23 protein-coding genes are annotated in these 24996 nt (G+C 47.6%); 12 read left to right on the top strand and 11 right to left on the bottom strand.

Annotated elements, in window-relative coordinates; genetic code table 11:
- Nucleotides 1-6 precede the first annotated feature (6 nt).
- Genes H5336_RS14030 through H5336_RS14015 form a run of 4 tightly spaced genes read right to left on the bottom strand, consistent with a single transcriptional unit; the run spans nucleotide 7 to nucleotide 3977 of the window.
- Nucleotides 7-2127: a methyl-accepting chemotaxis protein gene (locus H5336_RS14030; protein ID WP_185234896.1), complete on the bottom strand. Its 2121-nt coding sequence runs from the start codon at nucleotides 2125-2127 to the stop codon at nucleotides 7-9.
- A gap of 25 nt (nucleotides 2128-2152) precedes the next feature.
- Complete coding sequence (locus tag H5336_RS14025; protein WP_185234895.1) at nucleotides 2153-2710, bottom strand: chemotaxis protein CheW; 558 nt, start codon at nucleotides 2708-2710, stop codon at nucleotides 2153-2155.
- A 17-nt stretch (nucleotides 2711-2727) separates the two neighbouring features.
- Nucleotides 2728-3090: a response regulator gene (locus H5336_RS14020; protein ID WP_185234894.1), complete on the bottom strand. Its 363-nt coding sequence runs from the start codon at nucleotides 3088-3090 to the stop codon at nucleotides 2728-2730.
- Entirely contained in the window at nucleotides 3090-3977 is an 888-nt protein-coding gene (locus H5336_RS14015) for a response regulator (RefSeq protein ID WP_185234893.1), read from the bottom strand. The genes H5336_RS14020 and H5336_RS14015 overlap by 1 nt, the downstream gene beginning before the upstream one ends.
- A gap of 590 nt (nucleotides 3978-4567) precedes the next feature.
- Between H5336_RS14015 and H5336_RS14010 the strand changes: the two genes are divergently transcribed.
- Together H5336_RS14010 and H5336_RS14005 are read left to right on the top strand one after the other, a co-directional pair.
- The gene (locus H5336_RS14010) at nucleotides 4568-5353 is read left to right on the top strand and encodes an MHYT domain-containing protein (RefSeq protein ID WP_185234892.1); all 786 of its coding nucleotides are present in this window, start codon (nucleotides 4568-4570) and stop codon (nucleotides 5351-5353) included.
- Nucleotides 5354-5485: 132 nt separating this feature from the next.
- Nucleotides 5486-7219 (top strand): enoyl-CoA hydratase-related protein, encoded by a 1734-nt coding sequence (locus tag H5336_RS14005; RefSeq protein ID WP_185234891.1) that lies wholly within the window; start codon nucleotides 5486-5488, stop codon nucleotides 7217-7219.
- Between the two features lie 32 nt (nucleotides 7220-7251).
- Here the strand turns inward: H5336_RS14005 and H5336_RS14000 are convergent, their stop codons facing one another.
- The 3 genes from H5336_RS14000 to H5336_RS13990 form a co-directional block, all read right to left on the bottom strand.
- Complete coding sequence (locus H5336_RS14000; protein ID WP_185234890.1) at nucleotides 7252-8469, bottom strand: 6-phosphofructokinase; 1218 nt, start codon at nucleotides 8467-8469, stop codon at nucleotides 7252-7254.
- A 271-nt stretch (nucleotides 8470-8740) separates the two neighbouring features.
- The gene (locus H5336_RS13995) at nucleotides 8741-9055 is read right to left on the bottom strand and encodes a DUF6122 family protein (RefSeq protein WP_185234889.1); all 315 of its coding nucleotides are present in this window, start codon (nucleotides 9053-9055) and stop codon (nucleotides 8741-8743) included.
- A gap of 331 nt (nucleotides 9056-9386) precedes the next feature.
- Nucleotides 9387-9704 (bottom strand): hypothetical protein, encoded by a 318-nt coding sequence (locus H5336_RS13990; protein ID WP_185234888.1) that lies wholly within the window; start codon nucleotides 9702-9704, stop codon nucleotides 9387-9389.
- A gap of 140 nt (nucleotides 9705-9844) precedes the next feature.
- Between H5336_RS13990 and H5336_RS13985 the strand changes: the two genes are divergently transcribed.
- From H5336_RS13985 to H5336_RS13975, 3 genes are all read left to right on the top strand, one after another.
- Nucleotides 9845-9997 carry a hypothetical protein gene (locus tag H5336_RS13985; RefSeq protein WP_185234887.1) on the top strand — a complete coding sequence of 51 codons (153 nt, stop codon included), beginning with the start codon at nucleotides 9845-9847 and terminating at the stop codon, nucleotides 9995-9997.
- A 9-nt stretch (nucleotides 9998-10006) separates the two neighbouring features.
- Complete coding sequence (locus tag H5336_RS13980; RefSeq protein ID WP_185234886.1) at nucleotides 10007-10213, top strand: hypothetical protein; 207 nt, start codon at nucleotides 10007-10009, stop codon at nucleotides 10211-10213.
- A 731-nt stretch (nucleotides 10214-10944) separates the two neighbouring features.
- A complete protein-coding gene (locus H5336_RS13975) occupies nucleotides 10945-12408 on the top strand; it encodes a protein adenylyltransferase SelO (RefSeq protein WP_246439100.1) in 1464 nt (487 codons plus the stop codon).
- Nucleotides 12409-12723: 315 nt separating this feature from the next.
- Here the strand turns inward: H5336_RS13975 and H5336_RS13970 are convergent, their stop codons facing one another.
- The gene (locus tag H5336_RS13970) at nucleotides 12724-13053 is read right to left on the bottom strand and encodes a hypothetical protein (RefSeq protein WP_185234885.1); all 330 of its coding nucleotides are present in this window, start codon (nucleotides 13051-13053) and stop codon (nucleotides 12724-12726) included.
- Nucleotides 13054-13197: 144 nt separating this feature from the next.
- Complete coding sequence (locus H5336_RS13965; protein ID WP_185234884.1) at nucleotides 13198-15027, bottom strand: ABC transporter ATP-binding protein; 1830 nt, start codon at nucleotides 15025-15027, stop codon at nucleotides 13198-13200.
- Between the two features lie 356 nt (nucleotides 15028-15383).
- Between H5336_RS13965 and H5336_RS13960 the strand changes: the two genes are divergently transcribed.
- From H5336_RS13960 to H5336_RS13950, 3 genes are all read left to right on the top strand, one after another.
- Nucleotides 15384-15788 carry a secondary thiamine-phosphate synthase enzyme YjbQ gene (locus tag H5336_RS13960; RefSeq protein WP_185234883.1) on the top strand — a complete coding sequence of 135 codons (405 nt, stop codon included), beginning with the start codon at nucleotides 15384-15386 and terminating at the stop codon, nucleotides 15786-15788.
- Between the two features lie 89 nt (nucleotides 15789-15877).
- Nucleotides 15878-16522 (top strand): M48 family metallopeptidase, encoded by a 645-nt coding sequence (locus H5336_RS13955; protein ID WP_185234882.1) that lies wholly within the window; start codon nucleotides 15878-15880, stop codon nucleotides 16520-16522.
- 279 nt (nucleotides 16523-16801) lie between these two features.
- Nucleotides 16802-19234 (top strand): M48 family metalloprotease, encoded by a 2433-nt coding sequence (locus tag H5336_RS13950; protein ID WP_185234881.1) that lies wholly within the window; start codon nucleotides 16802-16804, stop codon nucleotides 19232-19234.
- Here H5336_RS13950 and H5336_RS13945 read toward each other — a convergent pair.
- The gene (locus tag H5336_RS13945; RefSeq protein ID WP_313557259.1) at nucleotides 19231-19647 is read right to left on the bottom strand and encodes a hypothetical protein; all 417 of its coding nucleotides are present in this window, start codon (nucleotides 19645-19647) and stop codon (nucleotides 19231-19233) included. The two genes, H5336_RS13950 and H5336_RS13945, sit on opposite strands and share 4 nt — an antisense overlap.
- 219 nt (nucleotides 19648-19866) lie before the next feature.
- Between H5336_RS13945 and H5336_RS13940 the strand changes: the two genes are divergently transcribed.
- Nucleotides 19867-21648: an ABCB family ABC transporter ATP-binding protein/permease gene (locus H5336_RS13940; RefSeq protein ID WP_185234880.1), complete on the top strand. Its 1782-nt coding sequence runs from the start codon at nucleotides 19867-19869 to the stop codon at nucleotides 21646-21648.
- A gap of 74 nt (nucleotides 21649-21722) precedes the next feature.
- A complete protein-coding gene (locus H5336_RS13935; RefSeq protein ID WP_185234879.1) occupies nucleotides 21723-22253 on the top strand; it encodes a SixA phosphatase family protein in 531 nt (176 codons plus the stop codon).
- A 14-nt stretch (nucleotides 22254-22267) separates the two neighbouring features.
- Here the strand turns inward: H5336_RS13935 and H5336_RS13930 are convergent, their stop codons facing one another.
- Nucleotides 22268-23143 carry a LysR family transcriptional regulator gene (locus H5336_RS13930; protein WP_185234878.1) on the bottom strand — a complete coding sequence of 292 codons (876 nt, stop codon included), beginning with the start codon at nucleotides 23141-23143 and terminating at the stop codon, nucleotides 22268-22270.
- 198 nt (nucleotides 23144-23341) lie between these two features.
- Here H5336_RS13930 and H5336_RS13925 point away from each other — a divergent pair, with 198 nt between their 5' ends.
- Nucleotides 23342-24118, top strand: coding sequence for a ferredoxin--NADP reductase (locus H5336_RS13925; RefSeq protein ID WP_185234877.1), 777 nt, complete (start codon nucleotides 23342-23344; stop codon nucleotides 24116-24118).
- 96 nt (nucleotides 24119-24214) lie between these two features.
- Nucleotides 24215-24976: a SapC family protein gene (locus H5336_RS13920; RefSeq protein WP_246439099.1), complete on the top strand. Its 762-nt coding sequence runs from the start codon at nucleotides 24215-24217 to the stop codon at nucleotides 24974-24976.
- The last annotated feature ends 20 nt before the right edge of the window (nucleotides 24977-24996 follow it).

Here is a 24996-nt window from a genome sequence, read left to right as displayed (position 1 = left end):
GTGAAATTAGCCAACCGACAGCAATTCAGGTTTAGTCTTTTTAATTACCGTCTCCTCTGCCTTTTGCGATTCAGGCAGAACAAACACATTAACGCGATCCACGAGTGTCGCCGCGTAGGTCGTCAGCATTTCGGTATAACCTTTCTGCTCGTCCAACTGTTTCGCTGTTTTTTCAGTAAAGTTACGGATAATTATCGAACGGTCTCGTACTCGACCCGCTACCTCCGCTTGTTTACTGGCCTGCTCGGCAATAATTTTTACCGTTTCCACCAAGGCCTGGGTGGCGGTTTCGGTTTCACTCATCTGTTCACCTGCTTTTTCTGCCATACGGCTACCATCTGCCACTTGGGAAATAAGCGTATTCATAATGGTTACCGTATCGGATGTTTCCACACGAATATTATTCACCATAGAAGAAATTTCATCGGTAGATTGTCGAGCACTCTCTGCCAGGCGCTGTACTTCGTCAGCAACAACCGCGAAGCCTTTACCGGCTTCGCCAGCAGAAGCGGCGTGCATGCTCGCGTTAAGTGCAAGAATATGTGTACGCTCAGCAATAGTGTTAATCAAATTCACAATACCGGAGATTTCTTGGGAGCGGTCCCCCAGACGTTTCATACGTTTTTCTGTTTCGGATATCGTTTCGCGAATGGTGCGAATGCCACTTACTGTTTCAACTACCGACTCGCGTGCAGCGCGCGTATTCTCAATCGCACGGCCAGCTGATTGGTTGGCTTTACCTGAGTTTTTCGCAACTTCATTCATCGCCTTGGCCAACACATCGAGCGCTTTACTGGTTGCGATTACTTGCCGACGCTCGCTTTCCGCCACCTGCGTTACGTTTCGTGATTGCAGATCAATTTTTTCTGATACGGTATTAACATCATCTGAAATGTCCTTTACCTGCTGTAACGTCTTCGCCGTTTCTGTTGTTAGCAGGTTAACCGCATCGGAAACGGTACCCGTAATATCCTCTGAAACCGGCACTTTTATCGTAAGGTCTTTATTCGCAATCATGCCCAACGCACGAATAAGCGATATAATGGAGTTATTCAACCGATCATTTTCATGGGATTGATCTTCGAGCTGCTGAATTCTTTCGTCAAACAGCTTATTAAAGGCCCTGCCTAAATCACCCAATTCGTCGTTGGCGAGAAGCTTTACTCGGGCCTGGGTTTTACCCCGATTGATTCGCGCGATCACATTCTGCATATGGGCCATAGGGAAGATAATGGACCGATAAATAAAGTAGATGCCCACCGCCGTAGAAATAGCAACCAAAAAGATAATGGCCGTTACAACGGCCTGGATAACCTGGCTCTTGTCGCGAGCTTGTACCAGCGTTGCCTCAGACATTGCTTTTGCTGTATTGGATATTTTACCAAGCAGAGACGACACTTCCGCAGCGGTGGCAGACATATCGGCAGTTAGGTCAGTAAAGGATTGCAGGGCCTGCTCTTGACGAGAGATTTGCTGTCGATAACCAGTGAGTAGTGCGGCGGCCTCCGCCAGCCCGTCCTGCTGACTCCAACGCTCGTTTATCGCTGCAGCTTGCACACCAACGTCCACAATACCGATTAGCGCTTGGCTTTTAACACCCCTACTCACACGATCGTCAAATTGCTTGAAACTGTTTAGCTCTTCATTGGCGCCGGCTGCCGTTAGCTCCTGTTCAATAGATTCCGAACTTTTACTCAATAAGTTGAGTACACTTAACTCGCCCGTTACCACGCCACCTAGCTCTACAGCCTCGGCAAACAGATTTTCGTGATAATTCAGTAACTCATTGGCCTGCCCTAACGCCTGCGCACCATCACCGCTGCCCATATCTTTAGCGATTGCAATATTGCCCCGAATACTAATAAGCAGGTCACCATACTCCGCTGCGAGTTCGCTTGATGGCGTGTTCATATAGGCGCTGGCGGTTGCTTGCAGCTTGAAATCCTGCAGACTAATTTCCGTAAGTTGACTCTGGAAGTTCATCGCCTTCAATTCCTGTTGCCGCTGCGCTTTATCCATGCCAACCTGAATATAGTAGGTTACACCGATGGCGATAAACCCGATAACCAGGCCGATCATTAAGGCACTGATCTTGTGGGATATACGCAAATTACCTAAAAAACTCATAACGGGAACTCCTGCCTGTGCACGATTAAGCGCTTATTAATTGGCTAAAAAGACGAACATGATCCAACGCTAGCCATACGGGGCTTTCTGCGCTCTCTTTACTTCGATAGCAGCCGATAACAGCGGGTTGCAATACATCGGGTATGGCACTCGTAGGCAACGGGGTCTCTTCCAGCTGGGTAAAGTCCTGCATCACAGGTTTTTGTGAAATAAGAAGTGCGCCACAACGCTGGCCACTACCTAGGACAAATACGTAGGGCCTGCGTGGTATAGGCATCCCCATTAAGGGTTGCAGTTGATACACCGGCACTAGGTTACCCCGCACCGGCACCAAGCCGGCAAAATGCCGAGGGACATTAGGTAGTATCGACAGCCGAAATTCGTTCAGCAGTTCGCAATACAACCCTTGAGGTAATAGTAAATTTAGCGGGCCTAATTGAAAGCCGTAAACTCTAACCCGCGACCATTTGCGTTCGGTTTCAGATTCGGCTATTTCGACATCTACATCCTCGACTCGCAACGTGCTCTGAGGTTCAGTGCCGGCATTTTCGGTTACCGACTGGGTGTGCATGGCTTCCATCATTGTTTACTCAATATCAATCACACGGCGGCAATGGTCTCGATAATTTGTTGCGGGGTAAATGGCTTGGATATCATGCCCTTGCCCCCTTGTAACTCACCCCAAACCTTGTCCGCCCGCTGGTTTTTACTGGTAACAAAAAATACGGGTATTTTTGCAGTTGCGGCATCCTTGGTAATATTACGGCAGGCTTCAAAGCCGTCAACACCGTCCATCACTACGTCCATCAAGATCAGATCGGGATGGCAAACTTTCGCTTTATCTTGCGCATCTTTTCCGTTTGTTGCCGTAACGACCTGATAGCCAGCACCTTCTACAATTGATTTAAGGTGTGCCAGATCGACGGGGGAATCATCTACAACGAGAACTTTACTTACAGACATTATTTAACTCCTTGGACTGAATTACACACATATTTATTGTAAACATCTTCAAATTCATTGTGATTAATAGGCTTGACTAGATACGCAGCGCAGCCGGCCAGTGCTCCCTTTATCTTGTCGAAAGATGACGATCGACTTGTCAGCATAATCACTGGGGTATCTTTATTAAGGGCATCTTTTTTAATCTTTTTACAGGCAGAATAGCCGTCAATACCAGGCATCACTACATCCATAAAAATGGCATCGTATTTTTTACCTTGCATAATGCTAAGCGCCTCTTCTGCATTCGACGCTACATCTAACTGGTTATCGCGTAAAGAAAATTCAATTTCCATCTGCTTGCGCACGGCTAAACTGTCATCTACAACCAACACCCTGGTCTGAACTTCGCTACTAGCCAGCCTTTTTTCTTTATTGGCACGTAGAATACGTAGACCTGAAATCGCGTCGTTTTCTATAGGGGTATCTTCAGCGCCTATCTCGAATTCCGGCAGGAAGTTCAACTCACGAATAGTGTATTGATCTAACAGCTTGATAAATTTACTGGGGTTAACTGGCGACACCAACTGATAACGCCCCAACTCCGCTGTTTCAAATTTCGTTAAATAGACAAATGGGACACTGAGCGCACCCGACCTATTGTTAGTTCGGTAGTTTATCCAAGCATGAATAACGTTAGGGTTTTGAGAACAAATAAGAACAAAGTCGATGGCTATATCGAGTTTTGACGGGGCCAATGACACCTCAACAGGCTCATAACTACGTGTACGGTAGTTTGTTACCGTAAATATCCGGCTTATTGCATCTAACTCGCCTTTACCCGCACCGACGATTGCAATTTTGAATCTACGCAAGCTTCTCGCTTGTTTTTTTTCTGCCAATTGCATGTAACCACCCTTGCCGGCAAGCAACCTAATAAAAATAGTATTTTCGCGACTTAGTTTTTTATTTTCATAAAATATTGAAACCTCTCACAACCAAAACAAAACTAATTGTCGCTTCTAAAAGCCTAGTCACGCAGGGGAATTAAACAATCAAACCCAGCCAACAATTTATTTATATATTTACTTATTTTTGGCCAAATAACCTCTATCGATAAGAAAACCGGTTCTATATATCTTAAAACCACATACAAATGTGCCACTCCGTCACACTTTATTGCTCGAGGTCGCCATTTTTATCTTTGCTTTTAAGGCAATTCGAATTACTTATTCCAATAAAATTTTTTGCATGGCTAGGAGTAAATAGGTATATGGCACCACTTTGGTTATTCATGCGCCAGTCGGCGTGTAAATCATCACCCAAGGCCCATAGCGCGAACCCCCGAAAAAACGTTAGCCTGTAAATTCAGCTATGTTTTAGTGGCCAGATTTAAAAATTTGGAAATCCAAAGTTCTGCCTCTTAATAGTTGTGATACATCGCACAGGGCAGCACAACAAAGGGCTATGAAAGAGGTATTTAATTGTGGAAACAACGATGATCTTGGAAACATCTCACAACCTATTACTGGTTGCTTTATCTTTTTTTGTAGCTGTTTTCGGTTCTTACACCTCACTGCAGTTAATGCGAGGTATTAGAACCGATGATGGAAAATCTAAAATCGGCTGGATAATCGGCGCTGCGTTTGCACTCGGCGGTGGCGCCATTTGGACCATGCATTTTATTGGCATGATTGCCTATGAAACGTCCATGGAGGTTGGCTACGACCCCTTACTTACTTTTGCATCACTGTTAATTGCTGTGGTCGTTGTCGGCCTCGGTATTTTTATGTTGAGTAAAAACCCAAAGTCAGTGCTGGTGCTACTAGTTGCAGGCGTCGTTACCGGCCTTGGTGTAGCAAGCATGCATTACGCAGGGATGGAAGCCATGATTATGGCCGCCGACATGAGCTACGAACCCACACTATTTACCATTTCTATCGTTATTGCCGTAGTGGCAGCCACCGCCGCATTGTGGCTAGCCTTTAACTTGGACGGCGGATGGCAAATGTTTCTCGCCTCCATTGTTATGGGTATTGCCGTGTGTGGCATGCACTACACCGGAATGGCCTCCATGACCATGACCATGAACCATCAGGAGGTCGCCATTGAATCAACCATAGAACCTCTCACGCTCGGCCTGTTTATTTTCTGTTTTAGCATGATGCTACTGGTGCTTTCATTAATCGTAACATTGAGTCAATTGCAGAAGCGTATGTACGAGCAGCTCGAAGACGAGGATGAGGACGATGCCATGGACGACGCTAAACCACATCCAGTTTAGCGCATAGCTCAAGGGCAGCCGCAGCTGCCTCAATTTCAATTCGTATACATTCAATCAGCGGCCTAAAGCCACCGTGTGGTGGCCGTTTGCGCCAAAAAGGAGCCGCACAACACGTAATTCGGAGTAGATGTAATGAAAGTCTTTATTCTTGCCACGGCTTTTAGTGGCCTATGTCAGCGTATACAACGAGAACTCATTTTATTAGGGCACGAAATTCAGGAACACTACGACTTAGAGCCAGACAGCCTGCGCTTGCAACTAAATGCCTTCGGCCCGGACGTAGTTCTTTGCCCCTTTCTTACGCAGCGCATACCCGATGACGTATGGAAAACTTACCTTTGCTTAGTTGTACACCCCGGAATTGAAGGGGATCGCGGACCATCATCATTAGACTGGGCGATAAGTCAGAACTGCTCAGAGTGGGGCGTTACATTACTGCAAGCCAATGCCGAAATGGATATGGGTGATATATGGCAGACAAAAAACTTTTCCATGCGAAACGCGTCGAAGATCAGCATTTACAAACGCGAAGTTAGCACCAGCGCTATCAACCATATTAAAAAGGCGCTTATCGCAATCGAATCCGATCGGAAAATGTCCCGCCCCCTTAATTACGAAAATGTAAATGTAGTTGGACAGTTACAACCGTATATGCGTCAGAGTTATCGCAAGATTAACTGGGACAATGAAACCACCGGTGACATTCTGCAAAAAATTCACGCTGCCGATACTAACCCAGGCGTACTTGATTCTATAAATGGCTATGAAGTTTACCTTTACGGTGCACGAGCCGAACATACGCTTACAGGAAAGGCTGGCGAAATTATTGCCATCCATCAGGGTTCCTGCTGCCGCGCTACACGCGACGGCGCGATTTGGATACGTCAACTGAAATGTCGAACCCATAATAAACTGCCCGCGGTAAAACTGCCTGCTAGCATGATACTAAACGAACTACTAACTGATCGCCAAAAAAACGCGTTACTCGACGCCAGCGTGTTTGTTCCTCACGACGACATTCGTGTAGAAAAAAAAGGTGGAACAGCCTTTGTAACCTTTGATTTTTACAATGGTGCAGCCAATACCCAACAGTGTATCGAACTCAAAAATCGATTGATTGCACTCAAACAAAGCGATGTTAAATGTATTGTTTTTATGGGGGGAGAGGACTTCTGGAGCAATGGCATTCATCTAAATTGTATAGAGGCGAATCAGAACGTAGCTCAGGAATCTTGGCTAAATATTAACGCCATAAATGACGTTGTATACGAAATGATAAATTGCCCAAAGCAAATGACCATTGCCGCACTGCGTAACAACGCAGGAGCTGGCGGTGCCATTATGGCGCTCGCCTGCGACAAGGTGTTAGTAAGAGACGGTGTGGTACTAAACCCACACTATGCATCTATGGGGTTATTTGGTTCGGAATACTGGACCTACCTGCTACCTAAACGTATCGGTATTTCTGACGCAAAACGTATAATGCGCCAATGTAAGCCAATGCTCGCTAGCGAAGCTATGGACAAGCGTATAGCCGATGAATTACTTCCCGAAGACTGGCAGTCCTACCATGACGCTCTGCACAAACGCTGCGAACAGATAGTCACACGAACCAGCTGGCCTGAATTTTTTGCACAAAAGTTCAAGCAGCGCGAACGTGATGAAAAACGAAAGCCTCTGAACGCTTACAGGCGCGAAGAGCTCGCAGAGATGAAAAAAACATTCGACAACCCTTACGCCGAATACCATCAGCTTCGACACAATTTTGTGCACAAGATAAAGGCCGAAAAGCAAGTCGAAAGAGAGACTAAAAGTATGGCGGCCGTTGCTTGGGAGGCATTAGGCGGGAGCTTGAGATCGGCCTAAAGGCCAACCTCAAGTCGAGGTTTATCTGAATGCTAGCGCCACTCTAAAATTCTTGAAAAGTCGAATCGTTCTGGGTTTTCAACGTATTCCCTAGCGGCAATAAAGTCTTTCGGTTTAAGGTAGTGCAAGTTCTGGAAACCCAATTTCGATATTTCTGAATTCATATCAACTAAACGCGGCGGAATATTGCCGTCCTCGTTCTGTAGGCCGTCGAGAAATAACGGCACAATGTCGCCATTGGAGTTTGCGCTAACAATGCAGCCAGTAAGACCTTGCTCGTAGACTTTTTTAACCCCGTAACCCAACAACGTACACAGCGTTAGGTCAAATCCAATGGGGCGACAGCAGCGCAATTCGTACCCCAGTTCAACAGGCCGACTGCGCAATTCAACACCCACTTCTCGTAAGCGTTCCTGCAGCAACACATTAAATATATGTGCTTTGCTAACGTTGCCAAGCTCTGGATGACCATGAGCATCGTAAGTAAACCGCACACCTGATTTTTGAATCTCATCGTCACCAAGGATATGAAAAACGCCTTCACTAATAATGGCGACACCATAGTCGTAACCTATAACACGCCGCTTAAGAATGGAAGAGATAATCAAATCTAAAATCTTCTGGAATGTCGGCTTAGTGTTATTAAACATCTCCGGAATTATTATTATCGGCAAGTGGCAACTGGTGCCTATACCAAAAGCCAAATGACCGGCCGACCGTCCCATAACTGAAAGAACAAACCAGCTGCCTGTTGTTCGCGCATCCTCATAGAGCGTATTGCCAATACGCACACCTTCATCTTTCGCCGAGTGAAATCCAAACGTGGGATTTCGATCCGGCAATGGCAGGTCATTATCAATGGTTTTCGGAACGTGTACATTCGCAATGCTTACGTTGTGACTTTTTAGGTATTTAGTTAAACGGTTCGCCGTTGAGGCGGTATCATCACCGCCAATGGTTACAAGCAAAGCGATATTTTGCTCAACAAAAAACCGAGGGGAAAAGTCGCTATCTTTTGGCTTAAACCGGCTCATTCTAAGCGTTGAACCACCACGACTAAATATTCGATCGGCATGCTCAAAATCAAATTCTATAAAGTCTGAATTACTCTGAAATAACCCCGCATAGCCTCGATGAACACCAAGTACACGGTAGCCGTCACTGAGAAACGTTTTTGCCACGGTACTTATTACCGTATTAATTCCGGGCGCAGGGCCACCGCCACATATAATCGCTACTGTCTTTTGCATAGAAGTAAATCGTTCAATTAATAAAATCGCGGCATTGTGACAGAACGAAGTGAAAACAGTAAAGCCATTATGAAGCATGCGCGCATCAAACAACCGTGAATAAACATTTTCGAATCAATATCGAACAAAATAAAAATGTATTCTGGTATACGTACTATAGTATACAAATGTAACCGGCTACATTTTACGGGTTTTTATTTCGTGAATAACGCCCTCGATACATGTGCGCTTTTTTAAGAAAAAAAGTATTACCTTCTAAAAAAACAAGCCATCACTGTAACCAAACGCCATTAGTCAGCTGGCAATCAATAGCGTCTAACGCCATATGGAGTAACAACCCAAGCCCAACTAACCGAGTTTTGGCGGGGAATACTAAGCCAGCATAAAGAACAACCAGCCACAACTGATGTAACGGATGAAAACCAATACTACAGCGCTGCGGATCATAAATAGGGCTAGCCAAAAGGTGGTCAATATCCACTAGCATGGTAGCCACCATTAACAGATAAGCCCACTTCCAATTTTTACGGAAAAATACGCTAACAACTATGGCAGGTACTAAAAAGTGTAAAACTATATGGAACATCTGCTTTTTTTCATATAAATAGAATGATAACCAACCAACGGACCCGGTTTTTAATGTGACCAAATGCTAATGCGGTCACGCCTCTAATTGTAGTTTTAATTCTCGGAACTGATCGGTTCCCGACGCCAGACTCAGATGACGAGCCTTTCACTCGGGATGTTTTCTGCGAGCCCACCGCACACATAAACGATTTAGTCACGACATGGCACTCAATAACAACGAGGCATTGCTATTGCGGCACACAAAAAACCTCCCAAAGGAGGCTCGTTAACCAAACACCAGCGTACAGCGTACCTTAGTTTACAGCTATTCCCACGCAACCCAAATCAAGTCAAGCAGATGGGCGGTTATAGCGCACCCAATTCCAAATATTACCACCACAATCCGCGTTAATTGTATTGCCGGATCCACCTCGAATTCGACAATTGAGGTTAGCCCTTACCTTGCCGCTATTCACTCGGGTATCGCTGTAGCCTTGAATATAGATACCTTCCTTAATAGATCTTGCGATATCAACATAATTCAAGGTTGTGCCTCGTGAACCGCTTACACTGAAAAAACCACACCCGGAATTTCGAGAAACAATGCTATTCACCGTTACATTAGGGCCATTATTGTTTGCAACGCGGAACGTATTGCCTCTTATCATTATTAATTCCCCCTGCGAACTTGGTACTTCCAGTAGAGGCTACTCAACGCAAGCAACGGTCGCAAGGCCCCCTGAAGACGACAAGCTTCCAGGCTTCGACACATATTGCGCCAACATTAAAGGCAATTATGTGACCAATAATGAACAACCTAAAGCCTTATAACGACAATAGTGCCACAATAGGTAATATGGATACGTTTCTCGACGACTGTTTCGAAGCGTTTGGCGATAGAATAGTGGCTGTGCATGCGAAAGATTACCGCATGCTACCTAGCGCATCGGGGGCAATATAATCAGGCCCCATGCCAGCAAGCGAAGGCGAAATGGACTGGCATGGGGTATTCAAGCGATTGCTACAGGCGGGTAAACAGCATGTCCCCATCCTGCTGGAAGAAACCGGACCAGACAAAGCAAGCGAAACATTTACTCGACTTAATTCAATTGCCACGCAAGCCTGGGGCAATTCAAATCTTCAACAAAAATCGCTACAAACTGAAAACGCACAATAAAGTATTACTCACATGCGAAAAATTTGATGCGATATTATTTGTGTTGTTTTAACGTAAAACCTAACCACTCACAACCTATCGATAAGGTTTTTACCATAAGGTTTCCTGTTAACCCCACGACAGGTACCCTAGACGATCACCAGCACCAAAAGAGCTAACTAGCCAAAACAAACGTTTTGCGTTTTGCGTTTTGCGTTTTGCGTTTTGCACTGTAGTGCCCTGTAGCCACCGCGAATACGACCGATGATGTAAATATCCAATAATTTGTAAACCAATGACCGCTAATGTGTAGCGGCTAAACCTGAGTCTCACGCAACAAGATGACGCTATGAAACATTTGGGCATATCAGAGCGCATGCCATACAACCCAGAGGTTTAACAACATCACGCCAGCTAGGGTTTGCTTTAATGGCGCTAACAATATATCCGCCACCAATATTTTGCTAACCGTCATGTATCGCCAAACATCCTCATCATCGCCCTCTGGCGCAGCCAGCAGCTACACCTCTTACTACACCTCGCACTTTAGACCTCGTACTGCGCCGCTAAAACAGCGCATACCCAACACCAAATATAGGGTTATTCAAAATCTGTCCACGCAACTACGTTAAAATGGCTTCGATTAAGTTACAGTTACCCTCAATATACAGATGAACACACTCAGGCGAACCCACTTGAGCAAAAAGCTTCGAATCCCCAAGACCCATCAACACGGAAATAGAAACCTGACTATGAATATGGTTTTATCAAATAGTTACCCATCGTTGGGTGAAGAATTTTATGAGCATGCCTCCCCCAGCCCCGTTAGTGCGCCGAAGCTGCTGCTCTGGAATCCAACATTGGCGAATGAATTGGGAATACCGCACGCATTACAAAACGACGTCTCCGCTTTAAGCCAGTTCTTTTCCGGCAATCAACTCTTTGCAAATACTACACCCATGGCTTTGGCCTATTCAGGTCATCAATTCGGGCAGTTTAATCCGCGCTTGGGCGACGGACGCGCGCACCTACTCGGCGAAATCACCGATCAACAAAACCGCACATTCGATATTCAATTAAAAGGTTCCGGGCGCACACCCTTCTCTCGCAGCGGCGATGGTCGCTGTGCTGTAGGCCCAGCCGTTCGTGAATTCATAATGAGTGAAGCCATGTATGCCTTGGGTGTACCTACGTCCCGCGCGTTAGCCGTCGTCACCACTGGAGAAACAGTCTTTAGGGAAGCGGCAATGCCTGGCGCCGTCGTTACGCGCGTCGCCGCCAGTCATCTGCGGGTTGGAACCTTCGAATACTTTTATTCCCAAGGCAATATTTCAGCCATAAAAACATTGTGTCGCTACGCGGCAAACCGCCATTACCCAGAGATAGAAAAAGAAACGGGTGGGCGTTTTTACAGCGCATTTTTACAGGCCGTTTTCAACAAACAAATAGAACTTGTTTGCCAGTGGATGCGTGTTGGTTTTATTCACGGCGTAATGAATACCGATAACACAACCATCAGCGGTGAAACGATCGACTATGGTCCCTGCGCAATGATGAATGTCTACGACCAAAATACAGTTTTTAGCTCTATCGACTCTATGGGCCGTTACCGCTTTGGTTACCAACCGAATATTGCGCAGTGGAATATGGCGCGCCTCGCGGAATGCTTGTTGCCTTTGATAGATGAAAACGCGAGTACCGCGCAAAAAATTGCTGAAGACTTATTAGAAAAATTTTCTAGCGATTTCAAACAACGCTATTTGTCGATGCTGGGCAAAAAAATAGGCTTAGCCAATATCGACTCCAACGACGAACCGCTTATAAATGAATTGCTTGAATTTTTACGCGTAAACGCGCTAGATTACACCCAAACATTTGATGCGCTCACACGCAGCGTTATATCAACCGACAGTACGAACGAAGTAAGGTCGGTGTTAGGCCCTTGGTTTGCGAAGTGGCAAACACGATTGTCTATTCAAGATAATGGCGACCAAACCGTTTACGCTCTTATGCGCGCCCAAAACCCCGTGGTGATTCCGAGAAACCACCATATGGAAGCCGTTATTACCCACTGTATAGAAACGGGAAAAGCCGATGCCGCCGAAAAATTCCTCCAAGTATTACAATCGCCTTACCAAGACATAGACACAACCACACGCTATCAAGATGCGCCGGAAGATGGGGGTAGAAGCTACCAAACGTTTTGCGGTACTTAAGAGTACCGCTATTAATTAATTTTAGCCTCTGCGCAATCTGGCAAGCCATAGTGTAAGGCGGACTGCGCAGCGGAAGGCTGGTTGCCTTTACAAGCAAGCCAACACCGTAATACGGCTTGCTAGGCCGGGCCTTTTGTGTGCGGTTCGTACTCAAAGCAGTAGTCAAAAGTAATTATTAAATGTGCCCTTAAAACCCCAAAAGCCTACAGCCCTCGAAAAACCACCTACTGCCGGGCGAGAAAAAAAGCAAATTATTGAAGCTATATTTCTCCGGTTTAGAAAGTAGGCTGCGCTGGACCTAAAGTATAACGGGGTTTAAATCTGGCCGTTTCGCCAGAGTTTCGATGTAATCTTTTCAAGTTTTCGCCGACAATTATTTACTTCAAATGCTTCGCTACCTCCCTTTAAGGTATTGAATATTCCCTCACTCAATAACGCCGCAACAGCATATATCGCCTCATGCCGATCTTCACCTTGGCACATTAGCCTCGCAACGATTTCAATCACATAATCTTCGCCGAGCGCTAGTTTATTCTCGACGACCACATGCAATGATGAATGTAAATTTAGCGCACCTTCTTCAAGTTTCTCCTCGAGCGACTCATGGTAATTTTTCACTAATGCGATTCGCTGAATTTCATCCAACGCCAGCCATTCGCTATACGGTACTTAAGCCAATGGATCGTAACTTTTTAAATAATAATCACTCCTATTGATGATGGCGTCCCGGCCTCTTCGCTCCATGTATGGTTGAATCATAAAGGTTTGCCAGGCCGCGTCCTTCGGAGGTTAGTGCTCCCCCAGAAATCCGCCAGACTGTCGCGCCCACAACTGGGCATACAGGCCCTTTTTTGCAAGTAACTGCTGATGACTACCCTCTTCTATTACACGGCCTTCGTCGAGCACTATAAGACGATCGAGTGCGGCGATGGTTGAAAGGCGGTGAGCGATAGCGATAACGGTTTTACCTTCCATCAACCTGTTGAGATTTTCTTGGATGGCGGCTTCCACTTCAGAATCCAGCGCCGATGTGGCTTCATCCAATATTAAAATGGGTGCATCTTTAAGCAGTACACGGGCAATAGCCACCCGTTGACGCTGGCCACCCGATAGTTTTACACCGCGCTCACCCACATGTGCATCGTAACCAGTGCGACCTTTTAGGTCTGATAGGTCGGCAATAAATTCTTCTGCTTTTGCCTGGCGTGCGGCTTCTTCCATGTCGGCCTCGCTGGCATCGGGGCGCCCATAAACTAAGTTGTCACGCACCGAACGGTGCAGCAGGGAGGTGTCCTGGGTGACTACACCAATTTGCGCACGTAGGCTTTCTTGAGTCACTTTACTAACATTTTGGTCGTCTATCGCTATGTCACCAGCTTCCGTATCGTAAAAACGCAGCAACAGGTTTACGAGAGTCGATTTGCCCGCGCCGGAACGGCCAACAAAGCCCACTTTTTCACCGGGTTTTATTTCCAGTGTTAGCTGCTCTATTACACCACTACCTTTACCATAGTGAAAACTGACATCGCGAAAGTTTATTTTTCCTTTTTCTACCCTTAGCGGTTTTGCCTGGCCTACGTCTTGAATTTCTTGAGGCTGGGCGACGGTGTTCATTCCATCGCGCGCGGTGCCTATATTTTCAAACAAACTGTATATCTCCCACATTATCCATTGCGACATACCATGTACACGCAATACCAGCGCCACGGCCGCAGCAATTGCGCCAACGCTTATCTCGCTTTGCAACCACAAGACTATACATAGGCTTACGACCGAAAATATAACCGCAATGTTCAGTATCCACAACGCAATGCCAAGGGAGGTTGCCATGCGCATTTGCGGGTATACCGTTTGCAAAAAATCACCCATACCTTCACGTGCGTAATCAGCTTCGCGCTGGGAGTGGGAAAAGAGCTTTACCGTGGATATATTGGTATAGGTATCGACTATGCGCCCGGTCATTTCTGAACGCGCATCGGCTTGACGAGTAGAAATTTTTTCCAAACGCGGCAAAAAATAACGGAGTATGGCGAAATACAATGCCAGCCACACCACAAAGGGCACCGCCAAACGAAGATCCAACACGGCAACCAATACCACTACGCTGGTAAAGTACACGCCCACGTACACCATCATATCGAGCACTTTCATTACAGTTTCGCGCACGGCCAATGCCGTTTGCATCACTTTCGTCGCTACACGCCCGGCAAATTCATTTTGGTAAAAAGCGTAACTCTGCCCCAGTAGATAGCGGTGCGCTAACCAACGAATAGTCATGGGGTAATTACCCAACAGGGTTTGGTGCATAACGGTAGAGTGCACCAATACCGTTATGGGCAGTACACCCACTAGCACCACCCCCATCCAGAACAGGCTATCGCCTTTTTCAGCTAGAAAACTATCGGGTGTGTAAATTGAAAGCCAATCCACCATTTCACCCATAAAGCCCACCAACACCACTTCTAATGCGGCGATAATGGCAGAGGCGATGGCCATTATCAGCAGGTAGGGCCCGCAGCCACGGGTATAGTGCAGCAGAAAAGCAAACAAGTTTGCAGGCGGCTGCTTGGGATACCCAGCTGGAAATGGTTTAATCAGTCTTTCGAAAAACGCGTACATACAACACTCTTTGTTTATATCCGGTTGTTTATATCCGGCGGCAGGGCACCCTATAATAAGCTGCCCGCATTAAGAACCCGGTAAAGGGCCCCCTATTAATTGCTTTTGGCCTCTAGCTTTGCGTGCGGCTTGTGCGCAAGGCAAGATATCCAAGCGTACTGCCTGCCTGCGGGGAAAGTTTACCGCCGTGCATGAACGGCACCCAAAGCCCCGAGGACCTAGCCTGGCAAGCCCTATTACGGCGTTCATCTACTGCAAAGGCAACAATTAGCCCAGCGCTGTACAGCCCGCCTTGCACTAACGCTTACTAGGCCGCGTAGGGGATAATATAAATTAGTAGAGGTGCCCAAAGTTTCATGATTGCGACACTACCTATCTCAGTCCCCGGTCAAGGACTGCACAGTTTCACACCTAAAGTACATGCCCTGGTTACTCAGTCTGGCATACACGAGGGGCTCTGCACCCTGTTCGTTCAGCATACGTCGGCGAGCTTATTAATTCAGGAAAATTACGACTCTTCAGCCCAACACGACCTAGAAAACTGGCTAAACCGTTTAGTGCCAGAACGCGACCCTCTATATACCCATACGCTGGAAGGCGACGACGATATGCCCGCCCACATTAAGGCCACACTCACCGCCACCAGCCTATCGATTCCGATTGTCGATAGCACCCTAGCGTTGGGCGCTTGGCAGGGTATTTACCTGTGGGAGCATCGCCACATGGCCTGTAGCCGTAAAGTTATTGTACATATTGCATGAGCTATTTTCGCCGCAGCACACGGCCTCGGCCACAAAAAAAAAGCGCACTCGAAGTAGCAGGCGTTGCCGTCGAGGTTACCCGCAAACGAATGAAATATATTCGCCTAAAGGTTAGCCCACCCAATGGGACCGTGAGTGTCTCAGCCCCCCATGCCGCCACTAATCGCGAAATAGAGGCCATGGTACAGGAGCGCCTAAGCTGGATTCACAAGCAGCAGGCTTACTTTCGCGCGCAGCCGGAAATACCCATTGCGCAATTCACCCAGGGCGAGCAGCATCTTCTTTGGGGGCAAAAACTGCCACTTGAGCTGGTAACCGCCAGAGGCCGTAGCCGAGTGTTTAAGTCAAGCAGCTCCCTCATGCTCATTAATAGCCACAATAAGAGCCAGGAGCAACGCGCAGACCTGCTCGACACCTTTTACCGTCAGCAGCTTCAACAGCAACTACCAGCGCTGATAAAAAAATGGCAGGTACACACCCAGCGCGAGGCGCTTTTCTGGGGTATAAAAAAAATGAAGACCCGCTGGGGAAGCTGTAATACTGTAAATAGCCGAATTTGGCTTAACTTGGAACTGGTAAAATACCCGGTGGGTTGCCTTGAATATGTGATGGTGCATGAGCTTACCCACCTCTACGAAGGCAGCCACAACCAGCGTTTTTATGACCTACTCGAAAGCTTTATGCCAAGCTGGCAGCAATGGGAACATATCTTAAAAACCGACGGCGAGGACTGAAAATCAGTATCACAGGCCCCATAGACTAGAAACCTATGTATGCGTAACTCGCCACAAAACAGTATACTGATACGCGGTTTCTTCACTGGGGTGCCCGTATATACCTAATGTGTGACCGGTCGCCTTATGCTTTCTGGGTCGGCGTGGTATAAATATTGACTTTTTCGCGCCAAAGAAATCGTCAAACCTTGGCAACACGCCTTCGGCGCGGTTACTGCATTTTTAGAGCTAACAGCTCCTCCCCTGCAGAATTTTCCACACGTACTGTTGAGTTGAAACATGTCGTCAAAGCAGCCTCCAAAAACAGAGAATCTATATAACGCTTTTATCACCGGTGAAGTACTGGATGGATTTGGCTCGGCTCAGGTGCAATCCTGGTTGGCCAGCACGCTAAAACTCACCCCAACAAAAGCCGGCATCCTGCTTACTGGCACGAGCAAATGCATTAAACAGGGGCTCGACAAAAGCGCTGCCGCTAAATTCCGCACCCTATTTGAATCTAACGGCGTTGCGGTGCGCCTACAACTACAGAAAGTAAAAAATACGGCCAAGCCATCGGCGACTCATCGCACTGCCACATCGCCTGGCAAAACCCAAGCAATGCACACTCAATACTTTCAGGGCGCTCTCACCTCTCACCCAGCCAAGTGGAAAGAAACGGCCAGTGTTACCGGTATTTTCGCTTCACTTGTATTGGTTATGGCCGCTTACGCAGGCGTGGTGGGTCTTTTGCTGGTTATTTTAGTGCGCGCCTTAGTGCAAAGTGTTTTCCCCAGTGGCGAGGCCTCGCCATTAGAATTTACTTTTTTTACGCTTCTGCCTGCGCTGTTAGCCGTGTTCTTTTTTGGTTTGATTCTACGGCCTTTTCTCGGTCGCGATGCCATTACCGAAGACACTCTAGAGGCCAGCGCCAACAAGCAAGTAAAGCTATTTCAGTACGTGAAAGAAATATACGAACAGGTCGGTGCTACGCCGCCCAACAGTATACGTTTCAGCAACGAATTACACTGCCACGCCAATTACGTATACCATTTCCCCAAACTGCTTTCCGGGGAACGACACCTAACCATTAGTCTCCCGCTTATAGCCGCCCTTAATAGTCGGCAGCTTTCCGTTTTAATTGCCCACGAAGCAGCGCGCCTGCAACACCCTGCAAATGCTCTAGCACAATCGCTCTTGCAAAAAATTCAACAACGGTTCGAAGCGGCTTCGAGCAATACCGACACCTGGGCAACGAATGCAGAAGCCCGAGAACAAAGCGCCGAAAGCTTTATTAAGCATTTTTTTGCGGCTGGAGCTCATCGACTGATTATTTTCAGCTCGCTACTGGTTAAGCCCTTTTCTCGGGTTCTCGCACTGCTAAGTAACCGAGCATCACACGCACTGGTTTTTACCGCCGATCACTACAGCGCCGCACTGGCAGGCTCACGACGACTAAGCGACACTTTTGTACAAATGCACTGTGCCACTCACGCTTTACATCAAGCCAACGAGAAAATTTTCAGCCGTATTGGCGAACGCAAATTGCCCGACAATTTTCCAGCTTTGGTACAGCATTTCTATGTTGCCATCGAAAACAAACAGGTAAAAAGCCTTGCCGATGAAGTAAACCGAGGCGAAACCCGCCGTCACCACGACTCTCCCACAGACCGCGAGCGCATTATTCGCGTCGAGGATTTAGAGCTGTCTGCAATAGAGTCGCAATTACTGCCAGCTTCAGCGCTACTCGAAAACGCGAATGCCGTCTATCTAAAAGCCACACATATGTACTACCAGAATCAGGAATTGGATTTTTCTGATGCAGAACTGGTTGATGTACGTGAACTCACCAGTCTTGCGCAAAAAGATCAATTGCGCGATCAGCTCAGCTCCGATTATTTTAACCGATGGTTTACGCCCCAGGTATTCTGGCGATTGCCGACACCATCCACGATTAAACCGCTAAATCACAGTGAGCGCATAGCACTGCTTAACGAAAACATTGCCCGAATTCGCCACGCCACTCCCGATTTTATGCGGCTGATCAATTCCGAATTAGCACTTGTCGAACAACGGGTACATTTTTCGGCTGCAAACGAGGTACGCAAAGCGGGATATAAAATTGTTGCACAGGATTTTGGCTTAACCGAACAGCAGGTGGAGCTTTTTCAGCAATTTAACGAAAAAACAAAAATTAGCCATCAGGGCTTTAAAAGTCGATTTATGAAACTTAATGAACTGATGGGCACACGACTTTTTCTCGCCACGGCTCTGCACCCAGATGCCAACCGTAGGAAAGTAGGTCTGATGTTGTTACAGGCCTTAGCCGGCCTAACCAGCCAGAACACAAAACTGCAAACACTGCGTATTCGTGTGGGCTACCTTCCGCTGCTTATGGCGAGGGTATCCGAGCGCAAGGAAGAAAATCTGGAACCAAGAGTTCTACGAGTAACCAAAGATATCAATGAATTTTGCCAGTCAGTGCTGCATACTTTGGAGTCTCATACCTGTGGATTTCACCAAGACTACGACACCATTGCAGCCTTTATTCGCGCCCATGTGAAGCAAGAGTTTAACCACCAAGAAGCGCAACCGCTCGAATCCATTGGTTATTATTATGAAATATGCCACGGCCTAAGTGAAGCCAACCGTATGGTGAATAGCCAGCTTGCCTTAATCGCCAGAGATTCGGAGCAAGCCAATAAAATTACGCCCGTAAAGCTCACAGCTTAGGAAAGGCATTTACCGCCTCCTCTGCGTAAAAAATCACGATAAAGATCGCACCAGACGGTGGCATCTTCAATGCTGGCAAATATCTCCACCTGCCAGCTCAAATCGTCGGCAAGGTATTTATACCAGGCCACCAAGGCATTGCCTTGCGGATCTGGTTTTACAATGGAGGCGCTTTTTGCGTCGGGGCAAATCTGGCTTATGGGTCGTAGGCAGGCCACAAGTGCTTTAATATCTTCAGTACTAGCCTGTACACGACCAACCTCAGTCCAGTCAGTAAGAATGTAGCGAACGTTGTCGAAGCGCATATCACCGCTTTTCCGCAATGCGCTTTGAATCAGTTCTTCACCCGTCACAAATTCTGTGTAACGGGTTAGCAGCAGTTGGCCGTCATTTATCCAGTAATCTGTAATCACATTTGATCTGTATATATCTTCTCGGGATACCGAGGTTAAATTCACTATCGATTGATGACATTACAAGCTTAGGCGATGCATGCATTGCTTGCATTTGGATTTAGCCGTTAAATGACGTAACTTTTACCCTAAACTTTGGGAGTAACCGGTTACCAAACAACCCCCCGAGCAGGCAAATACTGTCTTTCCCTTTTTATTCACCCCAAGAGCCATTTATTTATGCGCGGGCAAAAAACCGATGTAGCTTTTTCCGATGTTGATTGGCGGGCACTAAAATCCCTTATTCCGTACTTATTTGAATTTCGCGGCCGTTTACTACTGGCGCTACTGTGCCTAGTAGGGGCAAAACTCGCCTCTGTAGGCTTGCCCTTTGTGTTGAAACACATTGTTGACCACCTAGATATCCCTAGCTCCGCCAGCCCGCTAGCCACCTTGCCACTAGGGCTGTTGGTGGCCTATGGGGTAGTACGTTTTGCCAATGTGCTTTTTGGTGAGCTACGCGACACGCTGTTCGGTCGTATAACCGAGCGCTCCATGCGCCGTATTGGCCTGCGCGTTTTTCGCCACCTACATGCACTGGATCTGGAGTTTCACCTTAATCGCGCCACCGGGGGCTTATCTCGAGACATTGAGCGCGGGGTAAACGGCATAAGTTTTATTATGCGTTTTATGGTTTTCAACATTGGCCCTACTCTGTTGGAAATTGCCTTAGTCGCTGTCCTGTTGTTGGTTAACTACCACGCCGGGTTTGCCTTAATTGTGTTGCTAGCGGTTGTCGCCTACATAACCTTTTCGGTGGTGGCCACAGAATGGCGCACGCGCTTTATTCGACAGGCGAATACAGCCGAGTCGGAAACCAGTACCCGTGCCGTTGACAGCCTGATCAATTACGAAACAGTGAAATATTTTACCAACGAAGAACATGAGGCACGCCAATACGACACCGATCTTGCACGCTGGGAGCAGGCCCGCCGTAAAAACCGTTTAACCCTGTTTGCACTTAATAGCGGGCAAGCGGCGATTATCGCCACGGCCATGTGCGCCGCGATGACTCTGGCTGCCCACGACGTAACCCGCGGCGTAATGACACTTGGTGACTTCGTGCTCATTAACGCCTTTATGATGCAAATATTTATGCCCTTGAATCTTTTGGGGTTTGTCTACCGCGAAATGAAAGGCTCCATGGCCAATATTGAAAAAATGTTCAGCTTACTCGCCAGCGCCCCTAAGGTCAGCGACAGCGAAAATGCATCTGAATTACACATTTCCAATGCCGAGATTGAGTTTCGCAACGTTAGCTTTTCTTACGATGCCGAGCGCCCCATTCTAAAAAATGTAAGCTTTAAAGTAGGCGCCCATGAAAAAGTCGCGGTGGTTGGCAGCAGCGGCGCAGGCAAATCCACGCTACTGAAATTGCTGTTTCGTTTTTACGATGTAACCGAAGGCGAGATCCTTATTGATGGCCAACCTATTCGAGATTGCAGCCAGCACTCTTTGCGCCGCCAGATTGGCGTAGTACCGCAGGACACCGTGCTCTTTAACACCACCATAAAAGAAAACATTCGCTACGGCCGCATAGACGCCTCAGACGACGATGTGCGCGAGGCCATTCGTTTGGCGCACCTCGATACGTTTATCGAGACCCTGCCCAACGGGGTAGACACGCTGGTGGGCGAGCGCGGACTAAAACTTTCTGGTGGCGAAAAGCAGCGTGTAGCCATTGCCCGCACCATACTTAAGCGCCCCCCCATTCTAGTGTTCGACGAGGCTACATCGTCACTGGATAGTAAATCGGAAAAGGGCATACTGAAGGCGCTGGAAGAAATTTCTCAACATCAAACCAGCTTGGCCATTGCTCACCGCTTGTCCACCATCGTAAATGCTGACAGAATCCTAGTACTCGACAACGGTACAATTGTTGAGCAAGGTAGCCACATGCAGCTACTGAAAAAGCAAGAGCGATATGCTCAGCTCTGGCAACTGCAGCAGCAAACCCAATAGACAAACTAAAAGCTCAACCCCTACAGCAGCCCTGCGCGGGCTGACTTAACCAAAAGGCGCAAGGAAGCGAATCTATGCAAAAAACTAAAACCCTCTACCTGGTTAGGCACGCAAAGTCTTCTTGGCGCTCGCCGCAGTTAAACGACAGGGAGCGCCCACTGAACGAGCGCGGTAAACGCAATATGCCGGTAATGGCCAACCGCTTAGCCGACCACGTGAGCCAGCCGGACGACCAGTTTCCCGCGCCACAGCGCATCCTTACCAGCCCGGCCATACGGGCCCATACGACGGCCGTGGGTATCGCCACAGCTCTTAACCACCCGATGGATCATTTCCACCTCGACGAGCGCCTCTACTTTCAAGGTGTAAAAACCCTGCTGAACCTCATTCGCAGTCAAAACTCTAGCTGTGATGCACTCATGCTCGTTGGCCACAACCCAGACCTAACCGACCTGCACAACACCCTCTGCTCAGTAGACATAGATACCTTACCCACCTGCGCCATCATTACCCTGTTGTTCAAGTTGGACAACTGGCAGGATTTACAGCCCGATTCCGCGAACCTGGTAGATTTCGACTTTCCCAAAAAAGAGCTTAGGAGCTAATATTAAAAGGCTCCCTAGGCTTCACAAATTTTCAGCCAACGCTGAATACCCGCACTGCGATATTTGTGCCGGTGTAACACAATAAACAGCATGCGCTGTAGATTCAGATCTGGCGTTTTAAGCGCCACCAGCGAACCTCTGGCAAACGCCTCCACCAATGCAATACGCGACAGACACGATACCCCCAAACCCGATTCTACCGCGCGCTTGATGGCTTCTGTGTGTTGCAATTCTAACAGCACATCTAGTGCGTGCAGGTGTTCATAGAGCGCTCGATCAAAGGTTTGTCGGGTGCCGGAACCGGGCTCACGCAAAATCCATTTCAGCCCAAGTAACCGCTCTAACGATAGCTCACCAACACTGGCTAGCGGGTGCTCCGGCGAGCAAAAGCACACCAGTTCATCCTGCCGCCAAGGTTGAATTAACAAGTCTGGGTGCTGTAGCTCACCCTCAATCATGCCAATATCAATTTTGAAATCTAAAATTTCGCGGGCAATAGTTTCCGTATTCGCCACATCCAGCTTCACACGGCTCTCAGGAAACGAGGCCATAAAGCGATCCATTAGCCCAACACACAGGTAATTACCGATGGTGAGCGTGGCGCCCACTTTAATTTCACCGCCGGCTTGGTGTTGAAAAAAATCCTGTTCCAGTTCAAGTGCTTGAGCAACAAGCGCCTCCGACTTCGAACGCAGAATACGACCCAACTCGTTAATTTGTAAGCGCTTACCAACACGGTCGAACAACTGGATATCAAACTGCGACTCCAACTCCTTCAAAGCCCCACTTACCGCCGACTGCGACATCGCCATCTCTCGCGCAGCTCGGGAAACGTTTTGGTGGTGAGCAACCGCCAGAAAGACGCGTAACTGTTTCAGGGTGAATTTCATCGTTACCTCGCTGCGCTCTACCCAGGCTATTGGGTCAGTGAACATTTTTAAGCATTGGGCAGCGTGAAACGGAACCCAAGAATATCTATCGACAAAAGCCTACTTATCGATTTTTACGATATCGTTTTGCGAAAAAAACCATTTTACCGAATTAAAGCAGGTGGTTATTCTATATTCAACCGAATATTGGAGAATACAATGAGTAAGCTGTTGCGAGAAAAAGTACTGGAAGTACACCACTGGACCGATTCGTTGTTTAGTTTTAAAACCACCCGTAGCCCTGGGTTTCGCTTTCGCAACGGTCACTTCACCATGATGGGGCTAGAGCAGAACGATGGCAGGCCACTGCTGCGTGCCTACTCCATTACCAGCGCCAACTATGAAGAACATCTGGAATTCTTCAGCATTAAGGTGCCCAACGGGCCACTAACGTCCCAGTTACAGCACATCAAACCGGGGGATGAGGTTCTTATCAACCGTAAATCTACGGGGACTCTGGTGAGCGACAGCCTACTACCGGGTAAACACCTATGGCTTGTCAGTACCGGCACAGGGCTAGCACCGTTTATGAGCATCATCAAAGATCCGGAGGTTTATGAGCAATACGATAAAATTATTCTCACCCATGGCGTGCGCACCCGCGACGAACTGGCCTATCAGGAATTTATCATTAGCGAACTGCCTCAAAATGAGTACTTCGGAGAGGACATTCGTGCAAAGCTGCTTTACTACCCTACCGTTACTCGTGAGCCCTTCGAAAACAATGGCCGTATCACCGACGCCCTGTCTTCTGGCGAGCTAGCCGAAAAGCTGGGGTTACCTCCAGCTTCGGTTGAGCGTGACCGTTTCATGATTTGTGGGAGCCCAAGCATGCTCAAAGATACCTGTGCAATCCTTGACCGTCTGGGCTTTACAGAAGCGCGCAACGGCAAGCTGGGGCATTACGTGATCGAGCGGGCTTTTGTCGAGCAATAATCCCTGCTAACATCGGCAGCTCTTCGGGTTTTGGCGGCGTGAATCCCCGCTTCTTCCCCCCATTAAAGACGAAGTAACAGAAGAAAAGATAATATTATGGCTGCCCTCATGTTCTACCAAGAGCCAACGGCTCTGGACAAGAAAAAACACATTGACCTAAAACTAAACCGCACTAGCGACTACAGCTTCGCCAGCGGCGTAAACTCCGTGCCTCTGGGCGGCGTTGAATTTTTCCACGCCAGCCGCGACTTCCCCATTCTGTTCATCAAGAACGAGAAGGGTGAGTACCTACCTATGGCCATTCTTTCGCTGAAGTCTGATTCTCACGATCTCGGCGACGACTGGAAAGAAGCGTACATTCCCGCTTTTATCCGTCGCTACCCGTTCGCCATGACCTCTGAACGCGTGATTATGTTCGATGCCAAAGCACCTCACTTTGAAAGCGACGAAGGCGAAGCCCTGTTTGAAGGCGAAGACAAGCCCACCGAAACGCTGAAGCAAATAGTCGGCTTCCTCGAGCAAATCGACCTTGGCTTTCGACGTACAGAAGACTTTTCTAAAGCCCTAGGCGAAAAAGAACTGTTCGAACCCTACAACGCCACGGTTAAGTTCAAAAATGGCGAAGTAAAAATGAACGACCTGTTCTGCATAAACGAGAAAAAGCTGCACGAAGCTTTAGACAAAGACGAACTGCAAGAGTGGTTCAATAAAGGCTGGATAGCTTGGTGCCACGCTCATCTGCATTCTTTAAGTTCTATGCCTGAAATCATCAAACGTCAGCGTAAGACGCTTGAAGAGCCTGGCCAGCCAGAAGAAGCCCCAGCGGAAGAAACTAAGGCCGAAGAAACTAAAGCGTAACTACCAACCGCTTTACATTT

Origin of the sequence: Teredinibacter franksiae, from assembly GCF_014218805.1 — a bacterium.
Taxonomy (GTDB): Bacteria; Pseudomonadota; Gammaproteobacteria; order Pseudomonadales; family Cellvibrionaceae; genus Teredinibacter; species Teredinibacter franksiae.
The sequence above is the reverse complement of the archived record's forward strand: the minus strand, read 5'-3'. Positions and strand labels throughout refer to the sequence as shown.

Coding starts and splice junctions, on each gene's coding strand:
- H5336_RS13935 (WP_185234879.1), top strand. CDS start 21,723: ATGCAAAAAACTAAAACCCTCTACCTGGTTAGGCACGCAAAGTCTTCT.
- H5336_RS13925 (WP_185234877.1), top strand. CDS start 23,342: ATGAGTAAGCTGTTGCGAGAAAAAGTACTGGAAGTACACCACTGGACC.
- H5336_RS13930 (WP_185234878.1), bottom strand. CDS start 23,143: ATGAAATTCACCCTGAAACAGTTACGCGTCTTTCTGGCGGTTGCTCAC.
- H5336_RS13990 (WP_185234888.1), bottom strand. CDS start 9,704: ATGATAAGAGGCAATACGTTCCGCGTTGCAAACAATAATGGCCCTAAT.
- H5336_RS13980 (WP_185234886.1), top strand. CDS start 10,007: ATGCCAGCAAGCGAAGGCGAAATGGACTGGCATGGGGTATTCAAGCGA.
- H5336_RS13920 (WP_246439099.1), top strand. CDS start 24,215: ATGGCTGCCCTCATGTTCTACCAAGAGCCAACGGCTCTGGACAAGAAA.
- H5336_RS13985 (WP_185234887.1), top strand. CDS start 9,845: ATGAACAACCTAAAGCCTTATAACGACAATAGTGCCACAATAGGTAAT.
- H5336_RS14000 (WP_185234890.1), bottom strand. CDS start 8,469: ATGCAAAAGACAGTAGCGATTATATGTGGCGGTGGCCCTGCGCCCGGA.
- H5336_RS13960 (WP_185234883.1), top strand. CDS start 15,384: ATGATTGCGACACTACCTATCTCAGTCCCCGGTCAAGGACTGCACAGT.
- H5336_RS13955 (WP_185234882.1), top strand. CDS start 15,878: ATGAAATATATTCGCCTAAAGGTTAGCCCACCCAATGGGACCGTGAGT.
- H5336_RS14030 (WP_185234896.1), bottom strand. CDS start 2,127: ATGAGTTTTTTAGGTAATTTGCGTATATCCCACAAGATCAGTGCCTTA.
- H5336_RS14025 (WP_185234895.1), bottom strand. CDS start 2,710: ATGATGGAAGCCATGCACACCCAGTCGGTAACCGAAAATGCCGGCACT.
- H5336_RS13975 (WP_246439100.1), top strand. CDS start 10,945: ATGAATATGGTTTTATCAAATAGTTACCCATCGTTGGGTGAAGAATTT.
- H5336_RS14010 (WP_185234892.1), top strand. CDS start 4,568: ATGATCTTGGAAACATCTCACAACCTATTACTGGTTGCTTTATCTTTT.
- H5336_RS13995 (WP_185234889.1), bottom strand. CDS start 9,055: ATGTTCCATATAGTTTTACACTTTTTAGTACCTGCCATAGTTGTTAGC.
- H5336_RS13950 (WP_185234881.1), top strand. CDS start 16,802: ATGTCGTCAAAGCAGCCTCCAAAAACAGAGAATCTATATAACGCTTTT.
- H5336_RS13940 (WP_185234880.1), top strand. CDS start 19,867: ATGCGCGGGCAAAAAACCGATGTAGCTTTTTCCGATGTTGATTGGCGG.
- H5336_RS14005 (WP_185234891.1), top strand. CDS start 5,486: ATGAAAGTCTTTATTCTTGCCACGGCTTTTAGTGGCCTATGTCAGCGT.
- H5336_RS14020 (WP_185234894.1), bottom strand. CDS start 3,090: ATGTCTGTAAGTAAAGTTCTCGTTGTAGATGATTCCCCCGTCGATCTG.
- H5336_RS13965 (WP_185234884.1), bottom strand. CDS start 15,027: ATGTACGCGTTTTTCGAAAGACTGATTAAACCATTTCCAGCTGGGTAT.
- H5336_RS14015 (WP_185234893.1), bottom strand. CDS start 3,977: ATGCAATTGGCAGAAAAAAAACAAGCGAGAAGCTTGCGTAGATTCAAA.